Genomic DNA, 25376 nt, shown 5'->3' on the forward strand with positions numbered 1-25376 from the left:
AGTCCTCCGTACGCCTTTGTACGGACGTCTCTTGATGAACCGTCAGACCATCAGCGCGCGGTCCGTCGGGCGGATCGGCGCGGGCAGGTCGCTCGCGCCGGCCAGGAAGCGGTCGCAGCCGCGGGCGGCCGAACGGCCCTCGGCGATCGCCCACACGATGAGCGACTGGCCGCGGCCGGCGTCACCGGCGACGAAGACGCCCGGCACATTGGTCTGGAAGTCGGCGTCGCGGGCGATGTTGCCGCGCTCGTCGAGGTCCAGGCCGAACTGGTCCACCAGGCCGTTCTCGCGGTCGGTGCCGGTGAACCCCATGGCGAGGGTGACCAGTTGGGCGGGGATCTTGCGCTCGCTGCCCGGCTTCGGGGTCAGCCTGCCCTCGACGAACTCGACCTCGGTGAGGTGCAGCCACTGGACGTTGCCGTCCTCGTCGCCCTCGAAGTGGGTGGTCGAGACGGAGTAGACCCGCTCGCCGCCCTCCTCATGCGCGGAGGTCACCTTGTAGAGCATCGGGAAGGTCGGCCACGGCTGGGAGACCGGGTTCCGCTCGTCGCCCGGGCGGGGCATGATCTCCAACTGCGTGACGGAGGCGGCGCCTTGCCGGTGGGCGGTGCCCACGCAGTCGGCGCCGGTGTCGCCGCCGCCGATGACCACGACGTGCTTGCCCTCGGCCGAGATCGGGGAGGTGACGTAGTCGCCCTCCTGGACCTTGTTCGACAGCGGCAGGTACTCCATCGCCTGGTAGACGCCGGTCAACTCCCGCCCCGGGACGGGCAGATCACGGGCGGTGGTGGCACCGGCGGCGATCACGACGGCGTCGTAGCGCTTCCTCAGGTCGGTCGCCTTGAGGTCGACACCGATCTCGATGCCGGTCCGGAAGCGGGTGCCCTCCGCGCGCATCTGCTCGATACGGCGGTTGATGTGCCGCTTCTCCATCTTGAACTCGGGGATGCCGTACCGGAGCAGGCCCCCGATGCGGTCCGCGCGCTCGTAGACGGCGACCGTGTGGCCGGCCCGCGTGAGCTGCTGGGCGGCGGCGAGACCCGCCGGGCCCGAGCCGATCACGGCGACGGTCTTGCCCGACAGCCGCTCGGGGATCTGCGGGGCGACGTCACCGGTCTCCCACGCCTTGTCGATGATCGAGACCTCGACGTTCTTGATGGTGACGGCCGGCTGGTTGATGCCGAGCACACACGCCGACTCGCACGGAGCCGGGCACAACCGCCCGGTGAACTCGGGGAAGTTGTTGGTCGCGTGCAGCCGCTCCTGGGCCGCCGACCAGTCCTCGCGGTACGCGTAGTCGTTCCACTCGGGGATCAGGTTCCCCAGCGGACAGCCGTTGTGGCAGAACGGGATGCCGCAGTCCATGCACCGGCCGGCCTGCTTGCTGATGATCGGCAGCAGCGAACCGGGGACGTAGACCTCGTTCCAGTCCTTCAGCCGTACCTCGACGGGACGGGACTTGGCGACCTCGCGCCCGTGGTTCAGGAAGCCCTTCGGGTCAGCCATTGATCGCCGCCTCCATCATCTTCTCGGTGATCTCGGACTCGGAGAGTCCCGCCTGCTCGGCGGCGTCCTTGGCGGCGAGCACTGCCTTGTACGTACTGGGGATGATCTTGGTGAAGCGCTCGACGGCGGTGTCCCACTCGGCCAGCAGCTTCTCGGCGACCGTCGAGGCGGTCTCCTCCTGGTGACGGCGCACCACGTCGTGCAGCCACTGCTTGTCGGCGTCGTCCAGCTCCTGGATCGCGCCCAGGTTGCCGACGTTGACGTTGTCGCGGTTCAGGTCGATCACGTACGCGATACCGCCGGACATGCCGGCCGCGAAGTTGCGGCCCGTCTCGCCCAGGACCACCGCGTGACCGCCGGTCATGTACTCGCAGCCGTGGTCGCCCACGCCCTCCGAGACCACCGTGGCACCGGAGTTGCGGACACAGAACCGCTCGCCGGTACGCCCGCGCAGGAACAGCTCCCCGCCGGTCGCGCCGTAGGCGATGGTGTTGCCCGCGATGGTGGAGAACTCGGCGAGGTGGTCGGCGCCCCGGTCGGGACGGACGATGACCCGGCCGCCGGAGAGGCCCTTGCCGACGTAGTCGTTGGCGTCGCCCTCCAGGCGCAGCGTGACACCGCGCGGCAGGAAGGCTCCGAAGGACTGGCCCGCCGAGCCGGTGAAGGTGATGTCGATGGTGTCCTCGGGCAGTCCCGCCCCACCGAACTTCTTCGTCACCTCGTGGCCGAGCATCGTGCCGACCGTGCGGTTGATGTTGCGGATCGCGACCTGGGCACGCACCGGCTGGGCGTCGGTGGCGCTGGACGCGGCGAGGGCGTCGGCGGCGAGCTTGATCAGCTCGTTGTCGAGCGCCTTCTCCAGGCCGTGGTCCTGCTGGATGACCTGGTGCAGCGCGGCACCCTCGGGCATCTCGGGCACGTAGAACAGCGGGGCCAGGTCGAGGCCCTGCGCCTTCCAGTGGTTCACCGCGCGCTCGACGTCGAGCGCGCCGGCCTGGCCGACGGCCTCCTCGATGGTGCGGAAGCCCAGCTCGGCGAGGATCTCGCGGACCTCCTCGGCGATGAACTTGAAGAAGTTCACGATGTACTCGGCCTTGCCGGCGAACCGGTCGCGCAGCACCGGGTTCTGGGTGGCGATGCCGACCGGGCAGGTGTCGAGGTGGCAGACGCGCATCATGACGCAGCCGGAGACGACGAGCGGCGCGGTCGCGAAACCGAACTCCTCGGCACCGAGCAGCGCGGCGATGACGACGTCACGGCCGGTCTTCAGCTGGCCGTCGGTCTGCACGACGATCCGGTCGCGAAGTCCGTTGAGCAGCAAGGTCTGCTGGGTCTCTGCGAGCCCCAACTCCCAAGGCCCACCAGCGTGCTTGAGCGAGGTCAGCGGCGAGGCACCCGTACCGCCGTCGTGCCCGGAGATGAGGACGACGTCCGCGTGCGCCTTGGAGACACCCGCGGCGACCGTGCCGACACCGACCTCGGAGACCAGCTTCACGTGGATCCGCGCCTGCGGGTTCGCGTTCTTCAGGTCGTGGATCAGCTGGGCCAGGTCCTCGATGGAGTAGATGTCGTGGTGCGGCGGCGGCGAGATGAGCCCGACACCCGGCGTCGAGTGACGCGTCTTCGCGACCCACGGGTAGACCTTGTGGCCGGGCAGCTGGCCGCCCTCGCCGGGCTTGGCGCCCTGCGCCATCTTGATCTGGATGTCGTCCGCGTTGACCAGGTACTCGGAGGTGACGCCGAAGCGGCCGGAGGCGACCTGCTTGATGGCGCTGCGCCGGGCCGGGTCGTAGAGCCGGTCCGCGTCCTCGCCGCCCTCACCGGTGTTGGACTTGCCGCCCAGCTGGTTCATGGCGATGGCGAGGGTCTCGTGCGCCTCGCGCGAGATGGAGCCGTAGGACATGGCTCCGGTGGAGAAGCGCTTGACGATCTCGGAGACGGGCTCGACCTCGTCGATGGAGATCGGCTCACGGCCGCTCTTGAAGCCGAACAGGCCGCGCAGCGTCATCAGGCGCTCGGACTGCTCGTTCACGCGGTCCGTGTACTTCTTGAAGATGTCGTAGCGGTTGGCCCGCGTGGAGTGCTGGAGGCGGAAGACCGTCTCCGGGTCGAACAGGTGCGGCTCACCCTCGCGACGCCACTGGTACTCGCCGCCTATGTCGAGCGCGCGGTGCGCGGGCGCGATGCCGGAGGCCGGGTACGCCTTGGCGTGCCGGGCGGCGACCTCCTTGGCGATGACGTCGATGCCGACGCCGCCGATCTTGGTGGCGGTGCCGCTGAAGTACGTGTCCACGAAGGTCCGGTCGAGGCCGACGGCCTCGAAGACCTGGGCGCCGCGGTAGGAGGCGACCGTCGAGATGCCCATCTTGGACATGACCTTCAGGACGCCCTTGCCGAGCGCGTAGATCAGGTTGCGGATGGCCTGCTCGGGCTCGATGCCCGGCAGGAACGTGCCCGCGCGGACCAGGTCCTCGACGGACTCCATCGCCAGGTACGGGTTGACCGCGGCGGCGCCGAAGCCGATGAGCAGGGCCACGTGGTGGACCTCGCGGACGTCGCCGGCCTCGACCAGCAGGCCCACCTGAGTGCGCTGCTTGGTACGGATGAGGTGGTGGTGGACGGCCGCGGTGAGCAGCAGCGACGGGATCGGCGCGTGCTCGGCGTCGGAGTGACGGTCGGACAGGACGATCAGCCGGGCGCCGTTCTCGATCGCCGCGTCGGCCTCGGCGCAGATCTCCTCTATCCGCGCGGCGAGGGAGTCGCCGCCGCCGGAGACCCGGTAGAGACCGGAGAGGGTCGCGGCCTTGAAGCCGGGCATGTCGCCGTCGGCGTTGACGTGGATGAGCTTGGCCAGCTCGTCGTTGTCGATCACCGGGAAGGGCAGGGTGACGCTGCGGCACGAAGCGGCCGTCGGCTCGAGGAGGTTGCTCGCGGGCCCGAGGGACGAGCGCAGCGAGGTGACGAGCTCCTCGCGGATGGCGTCCAGCGGCGGGTTGGTGACCTGTGCGAACAGCTGGGTGAAGTAGTCGAAGAGCAGGCGCGGACGCTCGCTCAGCGCGGCGATCGGCGAGTCCGTACCCATCGAACCGATCGGCTCGGCACCGGACTTGGCCATCGGCGCGATGATGACGCGCAGCTCCTCCTCGGTGTAGCCGAAGGTCTGCTGGCGGCGGGTGACCGAGGCGTGGGTGTGGACGATGTGCTCGCGCTCGGGCAGGTCGCCCAGCTCGATCTCGCCGGCCTCGATCCACTCGGCGTACGGCTTCTCGGCGGCGAGTTCCGCCTTGATCTCGTCGTCCTCGATGATGCGGTGCTCGACGGTGTCGACGAGGAACATGCGGCCGGGCTGGAGACGGCCCTTGCGGACGACCTTGGCCGGGTCGATGTCCAGGACGCCGACCTCGGAGCCGAGGACGACCAGGCCGTCGTCGGTGACCCAGTAGCGGCCGGGACGCAGGCCGTTGCGGTCGAGGACCGCACCGACCTGCTTGCCGTCGGTGAAGGTGACGCAGGCCGGGCCGTCCCAGGGCTCCATCATCGTGGAGTGGAAGGTGTAGAAGGCGCGGCGGGCCGGGTCCATGGAGTCGTGGTTCTCCCACGCCTCCGGGATCATCATCAGCACCGAGTGCGGCAGTGAACGCCCGCCCAGGTGCAGCAGTTCGAGCACCTCGTCGAAGGACGCCGAATCGGAGGCGTCCGGCGTACAGATCGGGAAGACGCGCTCCAGGCCGTTGTCCTTGAAGAGGTCCGAGGCGATCTGGGACTCGCGGGCCGCCATCCAGTTGCGGTTGCCCTTGACGGTGTTGATCTCACCGTTGTGCGCGACGAAGCGGTACGGGTGGGCCAGCGGCCACGACGGGAAGGTGTTCGTGGAGAAGCGGGAGTGCACGAGCGCGATCGCGGAGGCGAAGCGGCGGTCGGACAGGTCCGGGAAGAAGGGCTCCAGCTGGCCGGTGGTCAGCATGCCCTTGTAGACGATGGTCCGCGCGGACAGCGAGGGGAAGTAGACACCGGCCTCGTGCTCGGCACGCTTGCGCAGCACGAAGGCCCTGCGGTCCAGGACGATGTCCGTCGACTCGCCGTCGGTCACGAAGATCTGCCGGAAGGCGGGCATCGTCGAACGGGCGGTGGCGCCGAGGAGTTCGGGAGCGACCGGCACGTCACGCCAGCCGAGGACGGTGAGGCCCTCCTCGGCCGCGATCGTCTCGATCCGCGAGACGGTGTCCTGCAGCGCGTCCTCCGGCAGGAAGGCGATGCCGACCGCGTAGGCGCCCGCCTCGGGCAGCTCGAATCCGGCTACCTCGCGGAAGAACGCGTCGGGGACCTGGGAGAGGATGCCGGCGCCGTCGCCGGAGTCGGGCTCGGAGCCGGTGGCGCCGCGGTGTTCGAGGTTCCGCAGGACCGTCAGGGCCTGCTCGACCAGGGTGTGGGACGCCTCGCCGGTGAGGGTGGCCACGAAGCCGACGCCACACGCGTCGTGCTCGTTGCGGGGGTCGTACATACCCTGCGCAGCAGGGCGAGCATCCATGAAGGACCAGTTCTGGCCATTCTCGGAGTGCTGGGACGGCTGGCGCGGCGTACGCATCGGCTCTCCCGTCGTCGTCTCAAGTGGCTGGGGGCACCTCCCAGGCCCTTGAGGCTCTGGGGGAGCGAATTGCCGAGGGACGACGTTGGCCCTCTGCGAAGTGCAAAATTTCGTGCAGGTTACATGATGGGGCGGTTCTCGGAAACTGGATACTGCGTCCCAACATGCGGACGTCACGGGGTCGCGGTGGGGGTACCGGGTCCAGCGACGGAAGCCATAGGGGACCTGAGCGGACAGATCGATGCCCGTCGGTCCGAGCGCGAGGAGGGCTGCGTCGCCCACCTCACGGATGCGCGACAGGCCTCATTGCCCGCAGCGCTTACGGCTCATGCCCGGTGGTTAAGCACTCGAAACCAGCTAGTAACGGCTACTTATGCGTCACGCCGCATACCTAGCGGACCCCTATCCTACGGCCGTCCCGAACACCCCGCCCAGGGCGTACGTCACACCGGCCGCGGCACCCCCCAGCGCGAGCTGCCGAAGCCCACTGAACCACCAGCTGCGAGCAGTCACCCGAGCCACCACGGCACCACACGCGAAGAGCCCGACCAGCGCGAGCAGCACCGCAGGCCACAGCGAGGTCGCACCGAGCAGATACGGCAGTACGGGCAGCAGCGCCCCCAGCGCGAAGGCCCCGAACGACGACACGGCCGCGACCGCCGGCGAGGGCAGATCCCCCGGATCGATCCCCAGCTCCTCACGCGCGTGGATCTCGAGAGCGAGCTCGGGATCACGAGACAGCTGCCGGGCCACCTCACGCGCGAGGTGAGCATCGACCCCTCGCGCCTCGTACAGGGCGGCCAGCTCGGCCTCCTCATCCTGCGGGTGCTTCCGCAGCTCCCTGCGCTCGACATCCAACTCGGCCTCGACGAGCTCGCGTTGGGACGCCACGGAGGTGTACTCACCGGCGGCCATGGAGAAGGCGCCGGCGGCGAGCCCCGCAAGCCCGGTGAGCACGATCGCCTGATGACCGACGGAACCGCCGGCGACACCGGTCATCAACGCGAGGTTGGACACCAGCCCGTCCATGGCCCCGAACACGGCGGGGCGCAACCACCCGCCCGTCACATCCCGGTGCGTGTGGTTGTCACGGTGCGCCTCATGAAGGGCGGCCTCGGTCTCGATGATGGCCATGCGTGAATCTCCCCAGGAAGCTAAGCCAAAGCTAACTTTAGACACGTTCTACTGTTGAACAACGCCAAAGATACACACGCCCATTCCCGCCCACCACCAAGGAAAGGCTGCGCTAACCTGCGGCTTTACCACCTTCCGCTCACCCGTGCGCGTCTCTGCCCAGATGTCGACCGGGTGACATGAGACCTCCGGACGCTCTGGTCAACCGCCGATGGTGGGACACATCCGCAAAGGTGCCGCGCCCTGTGCGGACCCCCTCCCGGAGAGGCCGTCCATGACATCGATCGCCTGCATCCCCTCGGCCCCGGCCCCCGGGAACGCCCCCGAACTGCGCGAGCGAGCCCGTGGCGCCCTGCTCGGCCTGGCCGTCGGGGACGCCCTCGGGGCGCCCGCCGAGAACATGAAGCCCTCCGAGATCCGCGCCCGCTGGGGCCGCATCACGGGCTACGTGGCCCAGGAGCCGGCGGGCACGGACGACACGGAGTACGCGATCTTCTCGGGCCTTCTGCTGGCCCGCCACGGCTCGGCCCTCTCCCCCTCCCATGTGGAGGCGGCCTGGCACGAGTGGATCGCGGACCGGGACGAGGGCCCGTTCCGGGGGGCGGGCTTCAGCGAACGCGGCACTTTGGAGAACCTCCGCCGAGGCCTGGCGGCCCCCATCTCAGCCCAGCACCGCCACGCCTGGAGCGACGGCCTGGCCATGCGGGCGGCCCCCTTCGGCGTCTTCGCCGCGGGCCGCCCCGCCGAGGCGGCCCGCCTGGTCGCGATCGACGGCTCGGTGAGCCATGACGGCGAGGGCATCTACGGCGGCCAGGCGGTGGCGGCAGGCGTCGCGGCGGCGATGGCGGGCGCCCCCACGATCGCGGTGGTGGCCTCGGCCCTCGCCGTGATCCCGGACGACTCGTGGACGGCCCGCTCCCTGCGCCGAGCGGTGGCGGTCGCCCACCGAGGCGAACGCGCCGTCCGCTCCGCGGTCGTCATCGGCGGCTACCCCTGGACCGACCTGGCCCCCGAGGCGGTCGCCCTGGCCTTCGGCGCGTACGCGTCGGCGGACGGCGACTTCACCGAAGCGGTCCTGACGGCGGTCAACATGGGCCGAGACGCGGACACGACAGCGGCGGTGGCAGGCGCGTTGGCGGGAGCGACCCGAGGAGTGTCATCAATCCCGGAGGAATGGGCCACGGGCATCGGCCCAGCAAGGGGAAGCTGCCTACCGGCAATGGCGGGCCACCACGTACTGGAGGTGGCGGACCTGCTGACCCGGCCGATGCCCAGCCCCCACGAGCCCGCTGAACCGACGCTCATGGAACCGGCGGCGACCCGATGAGGCCGCCGGGTCCGTGGACGGGGGGAATGGTCACGGGGACGGACGCGGACGCGGACATGGCCACGGGCACGGGCACGGGCACGGGCACGCCGACGATCACTCCGCCTACCGGCGAGCCGACGCCCACGCTCACTCCGACCCCCGTCGAGCCGACGCCAACAATCACTCCGACCACCGACGAGCCGACGCCAACGCTCACTGCGACCACCGACGAGCCGATGCCAACGCTCACTGCGACCACCGTCGAATCGACGCCCACGCTCACTCCGCTCACCGTTGAGCCGACGTCCACGGCGAAGCCGATCGGACGGGAGGTCGCCGATGGCGGGTTCGCCCCACAGGGGCCACTCGCACCCGACAACGAAAGCTGCACGGGTGGTGCGGGTGGGAGCAGAAACGCCGAAGGCGAAGCCGAGGCGTCCACCGACGAGACCAACCCCACCCCCACCACAGCCAACCCGCACAGAACCCTCGGCCTCCTGCTGGGGCTATCCGCAGGCGACGCCGCCGGCTGGCCCTCCGCCCGCCACAGAGCAACCCGCATGCCCGACTGGACCCGCCGCCTCACCCGCGAACTCGACACCTTCGCCGAACAGAACGCGACCACGACCCTCCCCGTCCCCATCGCCCTGAACCAACCCCCCGAGCCCCTCAAACTCGGCCCCTCCGACGACGCGGAATGGGCAGCGTTCGCCGCAGAAGCCCTCCTGAAGGCCGGCGACGACACCGCCCTCGGCGACCTCTCAAGAGACCGCCGCACAAGAGCCGCCATCGACCTCACCTGGAACGCCCTGGCCGCGGAAGTAGCCGCCGCAGCGAACCGCGCCCCGGAAGTCGAATCCGCCGTCCTCCCCCTCCGCGCCCGCATCTCGGTCAGAGCAGGACTCGGCAACCTCGCAGCCGGCCTACGCCCACCCGCCACCGGCCACGACAACCCGCACTACTTCGACGACGCGGCCTGCGTAAGGGCGTGCGTCCTCGCGGTAGCCCACCCCGGCGACCCCGAACGCGCCGCCGCCCTCGCCGAGTTCGACGCCCGCTACACCCAGGACGGCGACGGCGTACACGGAGCAAGGGCCATGGCCGCAGCCGTATCCCTGGCCCTGACCGGAGCCGACGTAAAGACCTGCGTGTCCGCGGCCCTCACCGAACTCCCCGAATCCACAGAGATCGGCCGCAACGCCCGCCACGCCCTGCACCTGGCCGAATCCGCCGAATCCGCCTTCGCTCTGATCCCCCTCCTCGAACACCAAATCGTCGACCACGTCTACAGCTACGGCATCGCAGCCGCCGAAACCGTCCCCGTCGCCCTCGCCCTGGCAACCGCCGCACAGGGCCGCATCGCCGAGGCAGTCCCCGCCGCGGCCTGCCTCTCCCGCGTCGCCGACTCCGCCCCCGCCCTGGCCGGCGCCCTCACCGGCGCACTGAGCGGCGGCGACGCCATCCCCGCCACCTGGCGGGACGCCTGCCGCACCCTCTCCGGCTGCGCACTCCCCCGCCTCACCGGCACCGACCTCGTGGAACTCGCCGGACTCCTGGAAGCAGCACAACCGGCCCCGCCGGGAGGATGATTCGGTGCATGTCTCTCAAACAACCCACACAACAAGAAACCACCCTTGAGGACCGCATCACCGAAGCCCTGGTCGGCGCGGCGGTGGGCGACGCCCTCGGCGGCCCCGTCGAGGGCTACTCCCCCGACCAGATCCTCGAACGCCACGGCGGCCGCGTCCACGGCATCGTCGGCCCCTGGAACGGCGACGACTGGCGCACGGCCCGCCCGATCGCCCCGTACCACAAGGGCGACGGCCACGTCACCGACGACACCTTGATGACGCACGCGCTGATCCGCGTCTACGCGACGGTCCGCGACCACCTGGACGCGTACGCGATCGCCGACCACCTGGTCCCCGACCTGATGACGAACCCGCGCTGGATCCCGGAGTTGGAGGCCGAGGCGCTCCCCCTGCACCGCGTCTTCCTGGCGGAGAAGTGGCTGGTGACCCGCCTCCACTACGGCCACGTGGACCCACGCGAGGCAGGCATCGGCAACATCGTCAACTGCGGTGCCGCGATGTACATGGCCCCGGTCGGCCTGGTCAACGCGGCCGACCCGAGGGGTGCTTACACCGAAGCCCTGGACATCGCGGCGGCCCACCAATCCTCGTACGGCCGTGAGGCGGCGGCCGTCTTCGCGGCGGCGGTGGCCGCGGCCTGCGTGCCGGGCGCGACCCCCGACTCGGTGGTGGCCGCCTGCCTCACCTTGGCGAAGGACGGCACCCGCACCGCCATCGAGCAGGTCTGCGAAGTGGCCTCCCGCTACTCGGACTTCGAGTCGGCGCTGACTCCCCTACGGGAGGCGGTGGCGCCCTATGACACGGTGGGCCCCGACTACCGCGCCCCCTCCCTGGACGCCCGTCGCCCCTCCCGCACCCGGGCGATCGAGGAACTCCCCATCGCCCTGGGCATGTTGGTCGTCTCCGGCGGCGACTTCCGCCACGCGGTGCTGGGTTCGGTGAACTACGGCCGGGACTGCGACTCGATCGCGACGATGGCAGGCGCGATGGCCGGCGCCCTCGGCTCACCGGTCCCCCAGGACTGGTCGAAGACGGTAGCGGAGGCCAGCCGTCTGGACCTCTGGGAACCGGCGGCCACCCTCACCGCCGTAACCCGCGAACTCTTCGAACGAGACGTCCGCCGACGCCGAGCCCACGAGGCCGCGTTCACGCAGATCGCAGGCCCCAGATGCTCCGACTGACCTGGGTCCAACCAGAAGACCTGATCGGCCACGAACTCCACCAGGCAACCCTGGACGGCCGCGAACCATCGACGATCGCCGCCCGCTGGCGAGCGGCGGGTGGCCAGGAGGCCCCCCTGAGAGCGGGCGCGTCCCCGAATCCGGCATCCCGCTACCTACGCCAGCTGGCAGAGGACTTGCTGGACGAACTGGCAGACCTGCCCAGCAGGTTGACCGAGGACGAGCCCACCGACCTGGCGAAGATCAGGGCCAGTTGCCCCGACTGGCCCTCCTCAGCCCACATCCCACCCCCGGCGCCAACCCCCACCCCGCTCAGCCTGGAAGCAGCCTGGCTGGGCAGAGCCATCGGCTGTCTCCTGGGCAAACCAGTGGAGAAACTCCCCCTCGAAGCCATCCGCCGGCTAGCCAGATCCACCAACAACTGGCCCCTGAACACCTACTTCACCGCCAAGGGCGTCCCCACCGAACTCCTCTCCGCCCACCCCTGGAACCGCCGCTCCGCCCCCACCTCCCTGGCCGAGAACATCGACGGCATGCCGGAGGACGACGACCTCAACTACCCCCTCCTGAACCTCCTGTTGCTACAACGCCACGGCAGACACTTCACCCCCACCGACCTGGCCACCCTCTGGCTGAACGAACTCCCGGCCGGCCGTACCTTCACCGCGGAACGCATCGCCTACCGCAACCTCCTCACCGGCATCGAACCCCCACAGACCGCCCGCCACCGCAACCCCTTCCGAGAATGGATCGGCGCCCTCATCCGCGCCGACGTCCACGGCTGGACCAACCCCGCCGCCCCCGCCGCCGCGGCCGAACAGGCGCACCGAGACGCCACCCTCACCCACACCGCCAACGGCGTCTACGCGGCGATGTTCATCGCGGCCACCATCGCCCAGGCCACCCCCGGCACCCACGACATCCACACCTGTCTCCGCATCGGCCTCACGGTGATCCCACCCCGGTCCCGCCTGGCCAAAGCCATCCACCACGCGATCCAACTCGCCCAGGAACACGACGACTTCGACACGGTCGTCGACGAACTCCACGCCACCTACGCCCCCACCCACCACTGGGTCCACGCCATCCCCAACACCGCCCTGATCACCGCCGCCCTCACCCACGCGAACGGCGACTTCACCGGCTCCATCTCCCGTGCGGTGGGCGGCGGTTGGGACACCGACTCCAACGGCGCCACCGCGGGCAGCATCGCCGGACTCCTCGCCGGTACCCCCGCCGCCCTCCCCGACCACTGGACGACCCCGCTGAAGAACCGACTCGCCACCTCCGTCGGCGACTTCGACGGCACCGGCTTCGACACCCTGGCCCACCTCACCCACCGGGAGGCTTCCCGCCCATGACCCACATCGTCGTGCTGGGCAGCACGAACATGGACCTGGTCGCCTACGTCGACAAGGCACCCGCGCGCGGAGAGACCGTCACGGGACGGGAGTTCCGTACGATCCCCGGCGGCAAGGGCGCCAACCAGGCGATCGCCGCCGCCCGCGCCGGCGCCGGCGCCGGCGCCGGCGTGACGATGATCGGCGCCGTCGGCAACGACGTGTACGGCCCTCAACTCCGCGCCGCCCTGGAACACTCCGGCGTCGACACCGACCTCCTGCGCACGATCGACACCCCTTCCGGCACCGCCCACATCGTCGTGGACGACGAGGGCGGCAACGCGATCGTGGTGATCCCCGGCGCCAACGGCACCGTCGACCACCTCGCCCCCGGCGACGAGGCCCTCATCGCCTCCGCCGACGTCCTGCTGCTGCAGCTGGAGATCCCGCTCGCGGCGGTGGTCGCGGGCGCGCGGGCGGCCCGCGCCCACGGCGTCCGCACGATCCTCACCCCCGCCCCCGCCCAGCCCCTTCCACCCGAACTCCTCGCCGCCGTCGACCTGTTGGTCCCCAACGAGCACGAGGCGACCACCCTCACCGGCCTCGCCGACCCGATCGCCGCGGCCACCGCCCTGCTCGACAGCGTGCCGGCGGCCGTCGTCACGCTCGGGCCGGCCGGCTGCCTCTATGTCAGCCGCGGCGCCGAACCCCTCGCCGTCCCCGCACCCGAAGTGGCCGCCGTCGACTCGACCGGCGCCGGCGACACCTTCGTAGGCGCCCTGGCGGTGGCCCTCGCCGAGGAGCGGCCGATCCGGGAGGCGCTCAAGTGGGCAGCGGCTGCAGCCGCGTTGTCGGTCCAGCGGCCGGGCGCATCGGCGTCGATGCCGTACCGCTCCGAGATCGAGACGGAGTACGCCTCATGAACACCGAGCCCACCAAGGCCACCCCCGCCGCCACGACCACGCCCCCCGGCCCGACCTCTTCCCCGCTGACCGGCCTGCGCGTCCTCGACCTCGCCACCCTCTTCGCCGGCCCGCTCGCCGCCACCCTGCTCGGCGACTTCGGTGCCGAGGTCGTCAAGATCGAGCACCCCACGAAACCCGACCCCTCCCGTGGCCACGGCCCCTCCAAGGACGGCGTCGGCCTGTGGTGGAAGCTGCTGGGCCGCAACAAACGCACGATCACCCTGGACCTGTCCAAGCCCGGCGGCCGGGACACCCTCCTGCGCCTCGCCGCCACCGCCGACGTGATCATCGAGAACTTCCGCCCCGGCACCCTGGAGAAATGGGACCTCGGCTGGGCCGAACTCTGCGCCGTCAACCCCGGGTTGGTTCTCGCCCGGGTCACCGGTTTCGGACAGTTCGGCCCGTACGCGCACCGCCCCGGCTTCGGCACCCTCGCCGAGGCGCTCAGCGGCTTCGCCGCGATCACCGGCGAACCGGACGCGCCCCCGACCCTTCCGCCGTTCGGCCTCGCCGACTCGATCGCGGGCCTGGCGACGGCGTACGCCGTGATGACCGCGCTCGCCGCCCGCGACCGCACCGGCGAGGGCCAGGTCGTCGACATGGCGATCATCGAACCGATCCTCACCGTGCTCGGCCCGCAGCCCCTCTGGTACGACCAGCTCGGCCACGTCCAGCCCCGCACCGGCAACCGGTCCGTCAACAACGCCCCACGCGGCACCTACCGCACCGCCGACGGCAGTTGGGTCGCCGTCTCCACGTCCGCCCAGTCGATCGCCGAGCGGGTGCTGCGCCTGGTGGGACGCCCGGAGCTGATCGACGAACCGTGGTTCGCGACGGGCGAGGGACGGGCCCGCCACGCCGGCCTGCTCGACGAGGCCGTCGGCGGCTGGATCGCCCAGCGCCCCCGCGACGAGGTGCTCGCGGCCTTCGACAAGGCGGAGGCGGCGGTCGCCCCGATCCAGGACGTACGGGATGTGATGGAGGACCCGCAGTACGCGGCCCTCGACACGATCACCACCGTCGACGACCCCGAACTGGGCCCCCTGCGCATGCAGAACGTCCTCTTCCGCCTCTCCGCCACCCCCGGCGCGATCCGCTGGGCGGGCCGCCCGCACGGCGCGGACACCGACGAGGTCCTCACCGACCTGGGCCTGACCCCGGCCGAACTGACCGCCCTGCGCGCGGCGGGCGCCGTATGAACACCACCCCGATGAACACAACCCCGATGAACACAGCCGCGACGAGCGCGACCCCCCTGCCTATGACCCCGCTGACCTGGCTCTACGCCCCCGGCGACCGTCCGCACGTGGTGGCCAAGGCGCTCGCGTCCGGCGCCGATGTGGTGGTGGTCGACCTGGAGGACGCGGTCGCCCCGGACCGCAAGGAGTACGCCCGCGCGGCCACCGCCGAACTCCTCACCGCACCCCAGCCCGTCCCGGTCCACGTCCGCGTGAACGCCCTCGACGGCCCGTTGGCGACCCGGGACTTGGCGGCGCTCGCCGCCCTCCCCGGCCTCTCCGGTCTCCGCCTCCCGAAGGTGACGTCCGCGGCACAGGTGATCGCCATCGCGGAGGCGACGGCCCCCGTCGAGGCCACGGCCACTGCCGAGACAGCCGCGCCCCCGCTCCACGCCCTCCTGGAATCGGCCCTCGGCATCGAACACGCCCACGCCATCGCCACCGCCCACCCCGCGCTGCGCGGAATCGCGCTGGGAGAGGCGGATCTACGGGCCGACCTGGGCGTACGCGAGGACGCGGGCCTCGACTGGTGCCGGTCCCGCGTGGTGGTGGCCGCACGGGCGGCGGCCCTGCCCCCGCCGCCCCAGTCGGTCCACCCGGACATCCGTGACCTGGAGGGCCTGGCCGCGTCCTGCGCGCACGGCCGCACCCTGGGTTTCCTGGGCCGGACCGCCATCCATCCCCGTCAGCTCCCGATCATCGAACGGGCCTATCTCCCCACGGAACGGGAGATCGAGGAGGCGGAGACCGTCGTGAAGGCGGCGACGAGAGAACGGGGCGCCCAAGCACTGGCGGACGGGAGGTTCATCGACGCGGCGGTGGTGACAGCGGCGCACCGCACCCTGTCACTCGCCCGCCGCCGCTGACCCGGTCAGCCCTTCTTGGCCGACTCGGCCCCGGCCTCGTCCTTCACGTCCTCGTCGCCCGAGTTCTCGTCGGCCGCGCTCTTCTCACCGGTGGTGTCGTCCTCGGCGGCTTCCTTCGCCTCCGAGGACGCCTCCTTGTCACCGGCGTCCGCCTTGGCCGAGACGTCGGTCTTGGCGGAGACGTCAGTCTTCTTCTCGTCCCCGTCCCCGTCCCCGTCGGCCTCGCCGTCCTCCGCGGCACCCGGCTCCACGACCTCCTCGCGCCCGGGCCGCTTCTTCGCCGAGATCACGAAGTACACGACCGCGAGCAGGAACACGACCATCGCGGTCCAGTCGTTCAGCCGCAGGCCCAGGATGTGGTGGGCGTCGTCGACGCGCAGGTACTCGATCCACGCCCGGCCCACGCAGTACGAGGCGACGTACAGCGCGAACGCGCGCCCGTGTCCGAGCTTGAAGCGCCGGTCGGCCCAGATGACCAGGAAGGCGACGCCGACGCACCACAGGGACTCGTAGAGGAAGGTCGGCTGGTAGGTGCCGGGCACCCGCCCGTCCGTCGAGGACGTGATCTTCACGGCCCAGGGCAGATCCGTCGCCTTGCCGTAGAGCTCCTGGTTGAACCAGTTGCCCCAGCGGCCGATCGCCTGCGCGAGGGCGATACCGGGCGCGAGGGCGTCGGCCCACGCCGGCAGCGGGATGCCCCGGCGCCGGCAGCCGATCCAGGCGCCCACCGCACCGAGGGCGATCGCGCCCCAGATGCCGAGGCCGCCCTGCCACACCTTGAAGGCGTCCACCCAGTCACGGCCCTCGCTGAAGTACAGCTCGTAGTCCGTGATCACGTGGTAGAGGCGGCCGCCGACCAGGCCGAACGGCACGGCCCAGACCGCGATGTCGGCCACCGTGCCGGCCCGGCCGCCGCGGGCGATCCAGCGTTTGTTGCCGAGCCAGACCGCGACGAAGACGCCGATGATGATGCAGAACGCGTAGCCGCGCAGCGGAATGTGGAAGAGGTGCACCACACTGCGCGACGGGCTGGGAATGTAGGCAAGTTCCATGGCAGGGTCGACGCTACCGTGCCGGACCGGGCGCACGAGGGGCGGCCCGGCTACGGGTCCATAACAGGGTTGTGAGAATCGCTTACCTCTTGATCGCCTGTCCCTTGAGCGCTTGTCCCTTGAGCGCTTGTCCCTTGAGCGCTTATCCCTTGTTCGCCTCCTGCACCTGCTGCTTCAGCTTCGCCGGGGTCATCGACTGGTCCGCGTAGATGTTCTTGCCGTTCAGCAGGACGGTCGGCGTGCCCGTGAAGCCGCCGCTGGAGAAGGCCTGCGCGGACTTCGCGACCCAGCTGTTGTGCGTACCGTCCTCGACACACGTGCGGAACGTGGCCGTGTCGAGTCCGTCGACCTTGCCCGCCAGCTCGATCAGCTTGCTGTTCTTGGCGTAGGCGTCGTCGGTCTCCGTCGGCTGGTTCTGGTACAGCGTGTCGTGGTAGTCGCGGAACTTTCCGGCGTCCTGGGCGCAGGCCGCCGCGTTGGCCGCGTTGCGCGAACCGGTGCCGCCCAGATTGCCGTCGATGATCGTGACCAGGTGGTACTCGACCCGCAGCTCGCCGGAGTCGGTCAGCTCGTGGAGGGTCGAGCGGTACGCCGACTCGAAGGCCTTGCAGGCCGGGCAGCGGAAGTCCTCCCAGACCGTGAGCGTCGTCTTCGCCCCGTCCTTGCCGACCGGGATCGCGAGGCTGTCCTTGCCCTGCGCTCCGGAGGGGGCCACGACCGGGCCTGCGGACTTGCTGCCGTCGTCCTTGCCGGAGTTGGCGGCGACCACGCCGATCACCGCCGCCAGACCCAGGACGCAGACCACGCTCGCGCCCACGATCAGCGTCCGCCGTCGCCTCTCCCCGGCCTTCTGCTTCTCACGCTCGACCGCCAGCCGCTCGCGAGCGGTGCGCTTTCCGTCACGGTTCTTCTCACTCACACCCCCAGAACGAACCGGGGAGGCGCAGCGCGCCTCCCCGGTCCCAGCTCCACCCATACGAGGGACGGATGTTCTGTTACGCCTGTCCGCGCACGCCCTTCGCGAGCTCACCCGCGAGGGCGCGGACCGCCTCGACGCCGGCCGCGTCGTCCGGCGCGTCCAGCATGCGCTTGACGAAGGCCGAGCCGACGATCACACCGTCGGCGAAGCCGGCCACCTCGGCGGCCTGCTTGGCGTCGGAGACCCCGAGCCCGACGCAGACGGGCAGGTCGGTCCCCGTGGCGCGGGTGCGCTCCACCAGGTCCTGGGCCTGCGCGCCCACGGAGGCGCGGGTGCCGGTGACGCCCATCAGCGAGGCCGCGTAGACGAAGCCGCTGCCCGCCGCGGTGATCCGGGCGAGCCGCTCGTCCTTGCTGCTGGGCGCGACCACGAAGACCGTGGCGAGCCCGTGCTTCTCGGCGTGCTCCCTCCACAGCCCCGCCTCCTGCACCGGCAGGTCAGGCAGGATGCAGCCCGCCCCGCCGGCCTCGGCGAGCTCAGCGGTGAAGCGCTCCACGCCGTAGCGGTCGATGGGGTTCCAGTACGTCATCACGAGTACGGGCTTCCCGCTGGCCGCGTGCGCCTCGCGGACCGTACGCATGACGTCCGCGATCTTGACTCCGCCGCGCAGGGCGATGTCGTCGGCGGTCTGGATGACGGGACCGTCGAGGACCGGGTCGCTGTGCGGCAGCCCCACCTCGACGACGTCCGCGCCACCCTCGAACGCGGCCTTGACCGCCTCGATGCCGCCGTCCACGGTCGGGAACCCGGCCGGGAGGTAGGCGATGAGCGCGGAGCGCCCCTCGGCCCTGGCGCCGGCGAGGGTGTCGGACAGCAGCTGAATGTTCCCGCTCACTTGGCGTCCCCCTCGATCTCGGCGGTGTCGGCGGCGTCTGCCGCGACCTCGGCGTCGGTGTCGTACAGGCCGAAGTAGCGCGCGGCCGTGTCCATGTCCTTGTCGCCGCGGCCGGACAGGTTGATGACGATCAGCCCGTCCTTGCCCAGCTCCTTGCCGACCTCCAGGGCGCCGGCCAGTGCGTGGGCGCTCTCGATGGCCGGGATGATCCCCTCGGTGCGCGAGAGCAGGCGCAGGGCCTGCATCGCCGCGTCGTCGGTGACCGCGCGGTACTCGCCGCGGCCGCTGTCCTTGAGGTAGGAGTGCTCGGGGCCGATGCCCGGGTAGTCCAGACCGGCCGAGATGGAGTAGGGCTCGGTGATCTGGCCCTCCTCGTCCTGGAGGACGTAGGAGCGGGAGCCGTGCAGGATGCCGGGCTCGCCCGCGGTGAGGGTCGCCGCGTGCTCGCCGGTCTCCACGCCGTGCCCCGCGGGCTCGCAGCCGATGAGGCGTACGCCGGCGTCCGGGATGAAGGCGTGGAACAGGCCGATGGCGTTCGAACCGCCGCCGACACAGGCGACGGCCGCGTCGGGCAGGCGTCCGGCGCGCTCCAGGATCTGCCGGCGGGTCTCGACGCCGATCACACGGTGGAAGTCGCGGACCATGGCCGGGAAGGGGTGCGGGCCCGCGACCGTGCCGAACAGGTAGTGCGTGTGGTCGACGTTGGCGACCCAGTCGCGGAAGGCCTCGTTGATCGCGTCCTTCAGCGTGCGGCTGCCGGACTTCACGGCGACGACCTCGGCGCCGAGCATGCGCATGCGGGCCACGTTCAGGGCCTGGCGCTCGGTGTCGATCTCGCCCATGTAGATGGTGCATTCGAGGCCGAACAGCGCGCAGGCGGTGGCGGTGGCGACGCCGTGCTGCCCTGCTCCGGTCTCCGCGATCACCCGGGTCTTGCCCATGCGCTTGGTGAGCAGGGCCTGGCCGAGGACGTTGTTGATCTTGTGCGAGCCGGTGTGGTTGAGGTCCTCGCGCTTGAGGAACACCCGCGCGCCACCGGCGTGTTCGGCGAACCTGGGTACCTCGGTCAGCGCGCTGGGCCTGCCGGTGTAGTTGACGAGGAGGTCGTCCAGTTCGCGGGCGAACTCCTCGTCGTGCTTGGCCTTCTCGTACTCGACGGCGACCTCGTCCACGGCGGCGACGAGGGCCTCCGGGATGAACTTGCCGCCGAACGCGCCGAAGTAGCCTTCGGCGCTGGGGATGTGACCCTCGGGGTCGGGGATGAAGAACTCGCTGGGCATGCGGAAACCTCACGGTGAGTGCGGAAAAGACACTGATCGCCGTGGGGCGGGGGGTTGTTGGTCGGCTGCGGGCCCGTGGGGGCTTGTCGCGCAGTTCCCCGCGCCCCTAAGGGGCGCGCTGCCATCGGCGGCCGTTTACCTGCCCGGGCTCGTCTCCGATGACGTAACGGACCCTGCGGCCGTGCACACGGCGGGCCGGCGCCCGGCAACCCCGAGGGCGGCAGCCGCGCGCGAGGCGGGCGTGCCGGTCGGGGGTCAGGGTCAGCGTCATCGGAGGTAACTCTAGCGGCCGATCAGCCGCGGCCGTGGCGGAGTGCGGGGTGTTCGCCCGCGGCCACCAGGTCCGCGACGGCGGTCTTCGGGTCCTTGCCCGTCACCAGGGACTCGCCGACCAGGACCGCGTCGGCGCCGGCGTTGGCGTAGGCGATGAGGTCGTGCGGGCCGCGGACGCCGGACTCGGCGATCTTGACGAGGCCGGCGGGGATCTCGGGCGCGACGCGGTCGAAGGTGCCGCGGTCGACCTCGAGGGTCTTGAGGTTGCGCGCGTTGACGCCGATGACCTTGGCGCCGGCGTCCACCGCCCGCTCGACCTCGTCCTCGTCGTGCACCTCGACCAGCGGGGTCAGTCCGATGGAGACGGCACGCTCGATCAGCGACTCCAGGGCCGGCTGCTCCAGGGCGGCCACGATCAGCAGCGCGAGGTCGGCGCCGTACGCGCGGGCCTCCCACAGCTGGTACGACGTGACGATGAAGTCCTTGCGCAGGACCGGGATGTCCACGCGGGCGCGGACGGCCTCCAGGTCGGCCAGCGAGCCGCCGAAGCGGCGCTGCTCGGTCAGCACGGAGATGACGGCCGCGCCGCCCGCCTCGTAGTCCGCGGCGAGTCCGGCCGGGTCGGCGATCGCGGCCAGCGCGCCCTTGGAGGGGCTGGAGCGCTTGACCTCACAGATGACCTTGACGCCGTCGCCCTTGAGGGCGGCCAGTCCGTCCTTGGCCGCGGGAGCCTTCGCCGCGCGCTCCTTGAGCTCGTCGAGGCTGACGCGCGCCTGCCGCTCCGCGAGGTCGGCACGGACTCCGTCGATGATCTCGTCGAGCACACTCACGCGAGCGGCCCCCTTCCAGACGGTTGACTGTTGAAGCGGTTGCCCCGGGGATAAAACCGGTGGTCACGTCGATGGTATCCGGAGCGGGGCGTAGGCCTCGCATCCGGTTGACGCCGGTCCCACTACCTGGACATTCGGCAATTGATCAAGGGTGCAGCCAGCCACCGAGGGGCAGGTTCCGGACAACCGTGAAGACCAGCAGCAATGTCCCCAGCGACCACAGGTGCACCGGACCGAGATCGATCCGCAGCGGGCGTCCGCGCGCCGCGCGCACCACCCATACGGTCCACACCACGGCGAAGCCCAGATAGGCGACCACGGCCAGCGCGTTGTCCTGGAGCGCCGCCGGGAAGTCCCCGTGGGCGAAGGCGTGCGCACTGCGCAGGCCGCCGCAGCCGGGACAGTAGATGCCGGTGAGGCTGTACAGGGGGCAGGCGGGGTAGTGGCCGGGTTCGTTCGGGTCCACCGTGCCCACGTAGGCGAAGGCCCCGACGACCGCCGCGAGGATCCCCGCGGGGACCGCGATCCGGCTGAGTGCCGACCCGGACTCGGACGGCGTCACCCTCTGGCTGTCGGCATTCACGACTCGCATTCTGCCCCCTCGCACACGAATGAGACACGACTGAGGGGCGACCCGGCACCGGATCGCCCCTCACAGAAGCTGTACGCGCGTCAGCTCTTGACGCCCGCAGGGCTGCTCGCCGCAGCGGCGGCGGCCCGCGCCTCCGCGTGCGCGTCCTCCTTCGACTGGCCGAGGCCCATCGCCCGCATGATGAGGCCGACGACCCCACCGAGGACCACGACGACCATGCCGGCCCAGAAGCCCACGGGCTCAGCCATCACCATAAAGACACCCGAAACGCAGAACCCGATGAAGGCGATCGTGACACCGGTCCAGGCGGCCGGGGTGTGACCGTGGCTGCTGCCCGCCATGACTTGCTCCTCGTTGCTGTGTGTAAGTCTCCGAGCCGGAACGCTCAGATCCCATTCTTCCGCATACGCCGGTGCAACCTATCCCGGGGTCGCACCGGAACGGCTAAGCGCCTGTCGGATCCTCGCCCCTGTCGAGCGCCTTCCAGATCTCCTCCGGCCGATCCGGATCCACCGGCGCGGCCCGCCGACGAACCCTCGGCGCCCCATTGCGCTCGTACCGACCGGACATCGCGGGCCACAACCGCCCGTAGCGAATGGCGAGAAGACCGGCCAGCAGGAGCAGGGCCCCGCCCACCGCCGCAACGTAGGGCCAGGCGGTGTGCGAGAGCGCGTCAACGGTCGCCGACGTATCGCCCGCCGCCTTCGCCGCCTGCTCGTCCAACGCAGAGCTGTCGGACACGCCGAGCAGCGCAGCGGCGACGGTCCCCGCGCCCGAGAGCGCGAGCAGCACCGAGACCAGCAACCGGCCGGCCTTTCGGACGGCGAACACGGCGACGAGCGCGGCAAGGCCGACTATCGCCAGCGCCGCGGGCACCCCCGTGACGTCGCTTCCCCTGGCGGTCAGCGGGAACGCCCCACCGGCCACCGTCGCCGTGCCCTCCGACCAGCGTTGTCGGGTCGACAGCAGCGCCACGGCCGCGCCGAGCGCGCCGGACGTCAGGGCCACGGCAAGACTCCGGCGGGCGGCCCTGGCGGGTCCCGCGGCTTCGGATCGGGGGTGAGGAACAGCAGTCACGTACCCCACTATCGCCTGAACCACGGGCGAACCGTCACCCGGGGCTCACGTGATACGCGCCCCACTGCCCGGAAAGGGTCCGGTTTGCGGCCTTAACGACCCGCCTCAGCCGCCCAGCCGGTTCGCCGTGTGGACCGCGCGCAGCACCGCCGCCGCCTTGTTGCGGCACTCCTCGTCCTCGGCGACCGGGTCGGAGTCGGCGACGATGCCGGCGCCCGCCTGGACGTACGCCGTGCCGTCGCGCAGCAGGGCCGTGCGGATGGCGATGGCGGTGTCGGAGTCACCCGCGAAGTCGAGGTAGCCGACGCAGCCGCCGTACAACCCCCGCCTGGACGGCTCCAGTTCGTCGATGATCTGCATCGCCCGGGGCTTGGGCGCGCCGGAGAGGGTGCCGGCCGGGAAGCAGGCCGTCAGGACGTCGTAGGCGGTACGGCCCGGGGCCACCCGGCCCGTCACCGTGGAGACGATGTGCATCACGTGCGAGTAGCGCTCGATGGACATGAAGTCGACGACCTCGACCGAGCCCGGCTCGCAGACCCGCCCCAGATCGTTACGTCCGAGGTCGACCAGCATGAGGTGCTCGGCGCGCTCCTTGGGGTCGGCGAGCAGTTCGTCGGCGAGGGCCTGGTCCTCCTGCGGGGTGGCCCCGCGCGGGCGGGTGCCGGCGATGGGGTGGACCATGGCCCGCCCGTCCTCGACCTTCACCAGCGCCTCCGGGCTGGAGCCGACCACGTCGAAGCCCTCGAAGCGGAAGAGGTACATGTACGGCGACGGGTTGGTCGCCCGCAGGACCCGGTAGACGTCCAACGCGCTTGCCGTGCACGGCGTTTCGAAGCGCTGGGAGGGCACGACCTGGAAGGCCTCGCCGGCCCGGATGCGCTCCTTGACGTCCTCGACGGCGGCCCGGAAGTCGGGGCCGCCCCACAGCGCGGTGTACTCGGGCAGTTCGGACGGCGGGAGTATGGCCGGCGGCTGGGCGACCGCGCGGGAGAGGTCCGCCTCCATGGCGTCGAGGCGGGCGACCGCGTCCGCGTGCGCCTCGTCGACGCCCGTGTCGAGGTCGTTGTGGTTGATCGCGTTGGCGATCAGCAGGACCGAGCCCTCCCAGTGGTCCATCACGGCGAGGTCGCTGGTCAGGAGCATGGTCAGCTCGGGGAGCTTGAGGTCGTCCCGCTCGCCGGGGCCGATCTTCTCCAGGCGGCGCACGATGTCGTAGCCCAGATAGCCGACCATGCCGCCGGTGAAGGGCGGCAGGTCCTCCTGGTGCGGGGTGTGCAGGGCCTCGATGGTGGCGCGCAGGGCGGCCAGCGGGTCGCCGTCGACCGGGACGCCGACGGGCGGGGTGCCCATCCAGTGCGCCTGGCCGTCGCGGGCCGTGAGCGTGGCGGCGCTGCGGACTCCCACGAAGGAGTACCGGGACCAGGAGCGGCCGTTCTCCGCGGACTCCAGCAGGAAGGTGCCGGGGCGCTCGGCGGCGAGCTTGCGGTAGAGCGCGACCGGGGTGTCGCCGTCGGCGAGGAGCTTGCGGGTGACCGGGATGACCCGACGGTCGGTGGCCAGCTTGCGGAAGGTCTCGAGGTCCATGGCGGCTGACCCTACTGATTCGGGGCGGCGGTGCCGGAATCGGCGCCGTCCTTGAGGAGCGCTTCGGCGCCGTCCTTGAGGAGCACGTCCGCGTCGAAGCAGGTGCGCGCGCCGGTGTGGCAGGCGGCGCCGACCTGGTCGACCTTCACGAGGACCGTGTCCGCGTCGCAGTCCAGGGCGACGGACCTGACGTGCTGGACGTGCCCCGAGGTGTCGCCCTTGACCCAGTACTCCCGGCGGCTGCGCGACCAGTACGTGCAGCGGCCGGTGGTCAGGGTGCGGTGCAGCGCCTCGTCGTCCATCCAGCCCAGCATCAGCACCTCTCCGGTGTCGTACTGCTGGGCGATGGCGGGCACGAGCCCGTCGGGGCTGCGCTTGAGGCGGGCGGCGATCTCGGGGTCGAGACCGCTGGACTGGGGCTTGCTGGTCATGCGTGCCATTGTGCCGCGCCGCACTGACAGTCCCGGTCGGCGTCCACTGTGCGGACCCTCCCCGCGGTCGTAGGCTGACGGTATGTCGACCTTCGCCAAGCGTGAACGACTCCTCCTCGCCGATCTCCTGGAGACCGCGGGCCCGGACGCCCCGACCCTCTGCGAGGGCTGGCGGGCCCGGGACCTCGCCGCACACGTGGTGGTGCGCGAGCGCCGCGCCGACGCGGCCGGCGGCATCATGATCAAGCAGCTCGCGCCGCGCCTGGACCGGGTGATGGCCGAGTTCGCGGCGAAGCCGTACGAGGAGCTGATCCAGCTCATCCGGACGGGCCCGCCGCGCTTCTCGCCGTTCCAGCTCAAGCAGCTGGACGAGGCGTCCAACACGGTCGAGTTCTACGTCCACACCGAGGACGTACGCCGTGCGCAGCCGGAGTGGACACCCCGCGAACTGGACCCGGTGTTCCAGGACGCCCTGTGGTCCCGCCTGGAGCGCATGGCCCGTCTGATGGGCCGTAGCGCGCCCACCGGCCTGGTGCTGCGCCGCCCCGACGGCCAGACCGCGGTCGCCCACAAGGGCGCACCGGTCGTGACGGTGACGGGTGAGCCCTCGGAGCTGCTGCTGTTCGTCCACGGCCGGCAGAACGTGGCCAAGGTGGAGCTGGACGGCGACGAGAACGCGATCGCCAAGCTGCAGGAGGCCAAGCAGCTGGGGCTCTGAGGCATCCGA

The 25376-nt window shown here is 71.0% G+C and carries 22 protein-coding genes; 8 read left to right on the forward strand and 14 right to left on the reverse strand.

What is annotated here, in order from left to right:
- Positions 1-42 precede the first annotated feature (42 nt).
- The 3 genes from ACIQI8_RS11260 to ACIQI8_RS11270 form a co-directional block, all read right to left on the reverse strand.
- The gene (locus ACIQI8_RS11260) at positions 43-1506 is read right to left on the reverse strand and encodes a glutamate synthase subunit beta (RefSeq protein WP_402347449.1); all 1464 of its coding nucleotides are present in this window, start codon (positions 1504-1506) and stop codon (positions 43-45) included.
- Positions 1499-6091, reverse strand: coding sequence for a glutamate synthase large subunit (gltB, locus tag ACIQI8_RS11265; RefSeq protein WP_402347452.1), 4593 nt, complete (start codon positions 6089-6091; stop codon positions 1499-1501). The genes ACIQI8_RS11260 and gltB overlap by 8 nt, the downstream gene beginning before the upstream one ends.
- 402 nt (positions 6092-6493) lie before the next feature.
- Entirely contained in the window at positions 6494-7225 is a 732-nt protein-coding gene (locus tag ACIQI8_RS11270; RefSeq protein ID WP_402347455.1) for a VIT1/CCC1 transporter family protein, read from the reverse strand.
- A gap of 274 nt (positions 7226-7499) precedes the next feature.
- Here ACIQI8_RS11270 and ACIQI8_RS11275 point away from each other — a divergent pair, with 274 nt between their 5' ends.
- Genes ACIQI8_RS11275 through ACIQI8_RS11305 form a run of 7 tightly spaced genes read left to right on the forward strand, consistent with a single transcriptional unit; the run spans position 7500 to position 15716 of the window.
- Positions 7500-8552, forward strand: a complete 1053-nt coding sequence (locus ACIQI8_RS11275) for an ADP-ribosylglycohydrolase family protein (RefSeq protein ID WP_402347457.1) — start codon at positions 7500-7502, stop codon at positions 8550-8552.
- Positions 8553-8578: 26 nt separating this feature from the next.
- Positions 8579-10123 carry an ADP-ribosylglycohydrolase family protein gene (locus tag ACIQI8_RS11280; protein ID WP_402347460.1) on the forward strand — a complete coding sequence of 515 codons (1545 nt, stop codon included), beginning with the start codon at positions 8579-8581 and terminating at the stop codon, positions 10121-10123.
- Positions 10124-10131: 8 nt separating this feature from the next.
- Complete coding sequence (locus ACIQI8_RS11285; RefSeq protein WP_402347463.1) at positions 10132-11307, forward strand: ADP-ribosylglycohydrolase family protein; 1176 nt, start codon at positions 10132-10134, stop codon at positions 11305-11307.
- Positions 11295-12668 (forward strand): ADP-ribosylglycohydrolase family protein, encoded by a 1374-nt coding sequence (locus ACIQI8_RS11290; RefSeq protein WP_402347465.1) that lies wholly within the window; start codon positions 11295-11297, stop codon positions 12666-12668. Before ACIQI8_RS11285 ends, ACIQI8_RS11290 begins: the two co-directional genes overlap by 13 nt.
- On the forward strand, positions 12665-13570 hold the full coding sequence (rbsK, locus tag ACIQI8_RS11295) for a ribokinase (RefSeq protein ID WP_402347468.1): 906 nt from the start codon (positions 12665-12667) through the stop codon (positions 13568-13570). The genes ACIQI8_RS11290 and rbsK overlap by 4 nt, the downstream gene beginning before the upstream one ends.
- Positions 13567-14811 carry a CaiB/BaiF CoA transferase family protein gene (locus ACIQI8_RS11300; RefSeq protein WP_402347471.1) on the forward strand — a complete coding sequence of 415 codons (1245 nt, stop codon included), beginning with the start codon at positions 13567-13569 and terminating at the stop codon, positions 14809-14811. The genes rbsK and ACIQI8_RS11300 overlap by 4 nt, the downstream gene beginning before the upstream one ends.
- Before the next feature lie 26 nt (positions 14812-14837).
- Entirely contained in the window at positions 14838-15716 is an 879-nt protein-coding gene (locus ACIQI8_RS11305; RefSeq protein WP_402347474.1) for an HpcH/HpaI aldolase/citrate lyase family protein, read from the forward strand.
- Between the two features lie 5 nt (positions 15717-15721).
- On the opposite strand, the gene lgt is transcribed toward ACIQI8_RS11305, so the two are convergent.
- The 11 genes from lgt to hisI form a co-directional block, all read right to left on the reverse strand.
- Positions 15722-16768 (reverse strand): prolipoprotein diacylglyceryl transferase, encoded by a 1047-nt coding sequence (gene lgt / locus ACIQI8_RS11310; RefSeq protein WP_402347477.1) that lies wholly within the window; start codon positions 16766-16768, stop codon positions 15722-15724.
- A gap of 142 nt (positions 16769-16910) precedes the next feature.
- The gene (locus ACIQI8_RS11315) at positions 16911-17687 is read right to left on the reverse strand and encodes a DsbA family protein (protein WP_402347480.1); all 777 of its coding nucleotides are present in this window, start codon (positions 17685-17687) and stop codon (positions 16911-16913) included.
- Positions 17688-17763: 76 nt separating this feature from the next.
- A complete protein-coding gene (gene trpA / locus ACIQI8_RS11320; RefSeq protein WP_402347483.1) occupies positions 17764-18582 on the reverse strand; it encodes a tryptophan synthase subunit alpha in 819 nt (272 codons plus the stop codon).
- On the reverse strand, positions 18579-19862 hold the full coding sequence (gene trpB, locus ACIQI8_RS11325) for a tryptophan synthase subunit beta (protein WP_402347486.1): 1284 nt from the start codon (positions 19860-19862) through the stop codon (positions 18579-18581). The genes trpA and trpB overlap by 4 nt, the downstream gene beginning before the upstream one ends.
- 106 nt (positions 19863-19968) lie before the next feature.
- On the reverse strand, positions 19969-20133 hold the full coding sequence (trpM, locus tag ACIQI8_RS11330) for a tryptophan biosynthesis modulator TrpM (RefSeq protein WP_402347488.1): 165 nt from the start codon (positions 20131-20133) through the stop codon (positions 19969-19971).
- Between the two features lie 22 nt (positions 20134-20155).
- On the reverse strand, positions 20156-20965 hold the full coding sequence (trpC, locus tag ACIQI8_RS11335; protein ID WP_124004310.1) for an indole-3-glycerol phosphate synthase TrpC: 810 nt from the start codon (positions 20963-20965) through the stop codon (positions 20156-20158).
- 145 nt (positions 20966-21110) lie between these two features.
- Entirely contained in the window at positions 21111-21557 is a 447-nt protein-coding gene (locus ACIQI8_RS11340) for a DUF2752 domain-containing protein (RefSeq protein ID WP_402347492.1), read from the reverse strand.
- Between the two features lie 80 nt (positions 21558-21637).
- Positions 21638-21898: an HGxxPAAW family protein gene (locus ACIQI8_RS11345; protein WP_402347495.1), complete on the reverse strand. Its 261-nt coding sequence runs from the start codon at positions 21896-21898 to the stop codon at positions 21638-21640.
- A gap of 103 nt (positions 21899-22001) precedes the next feature.
- Complete coding sequence (locus ACIQI8_RS11350) at positions 22002-22643, reverse strand: TIGR02234 family membrane protein (protein WP_402350366.1); 642 nt, start codon at positions 22641-22643, stop codon at positions 22002-22004.
- 96 nt (positions 22644-22739) lie between these two features.
- A complete protein-coding gene (locus ACIQI8_RS11355; protein ID WP_402347498.1) occupies positions 22740-24218 on the reverse strand; it encodes an anthranilate synthase component I in 1479 nt (492 codons plus the stop codon).
- Between the two features lie 11 nt (positions 24219-24229).
- Positions 24230-24649 (reverse strand): phosphoribosyl-AMP cyclohydrolase, encoded by a 420-nt coding sequence (hisI, locus tag ACIQI8_RS11360; RefSeq protein ID WP_402347501.1) that lies wholly within the window; start codon positions 24647-24649, stop codon positions 24230-24232.
- An 82-nt stretch (positions 24650-24731) separates the two neighbouring features.
- On the opposite strand from hisI, the gene ACIQI8_RS11365 reads away from it, so the two are divergent.
- Positions 24732-25367 carry a TIGR03085 family metal-binding protein gene (locus tag ACIQI8_RS11365; RefSeq protein ID WP_402347504.1) on the forward strand — a complete coding sequence of 212 codons (636 nt, stop codon included), beginning with the start codon at positions 24732-24734 and terminating at the stop codon, positions 25365-25367.
- Positions 25368-25376 lie beyond the last annotated feature (9 nt).

Origin of the sequence: Streptomyces sp. NPDC092369, assembly GCF_044755245.1 — a bacterium.
Taxonomy (GTDB): domain Bacteria; phylum Actinomycetota; class Actinomycetes; order Streptomycetales; family Streptomycetaceae; genus Streptomyces.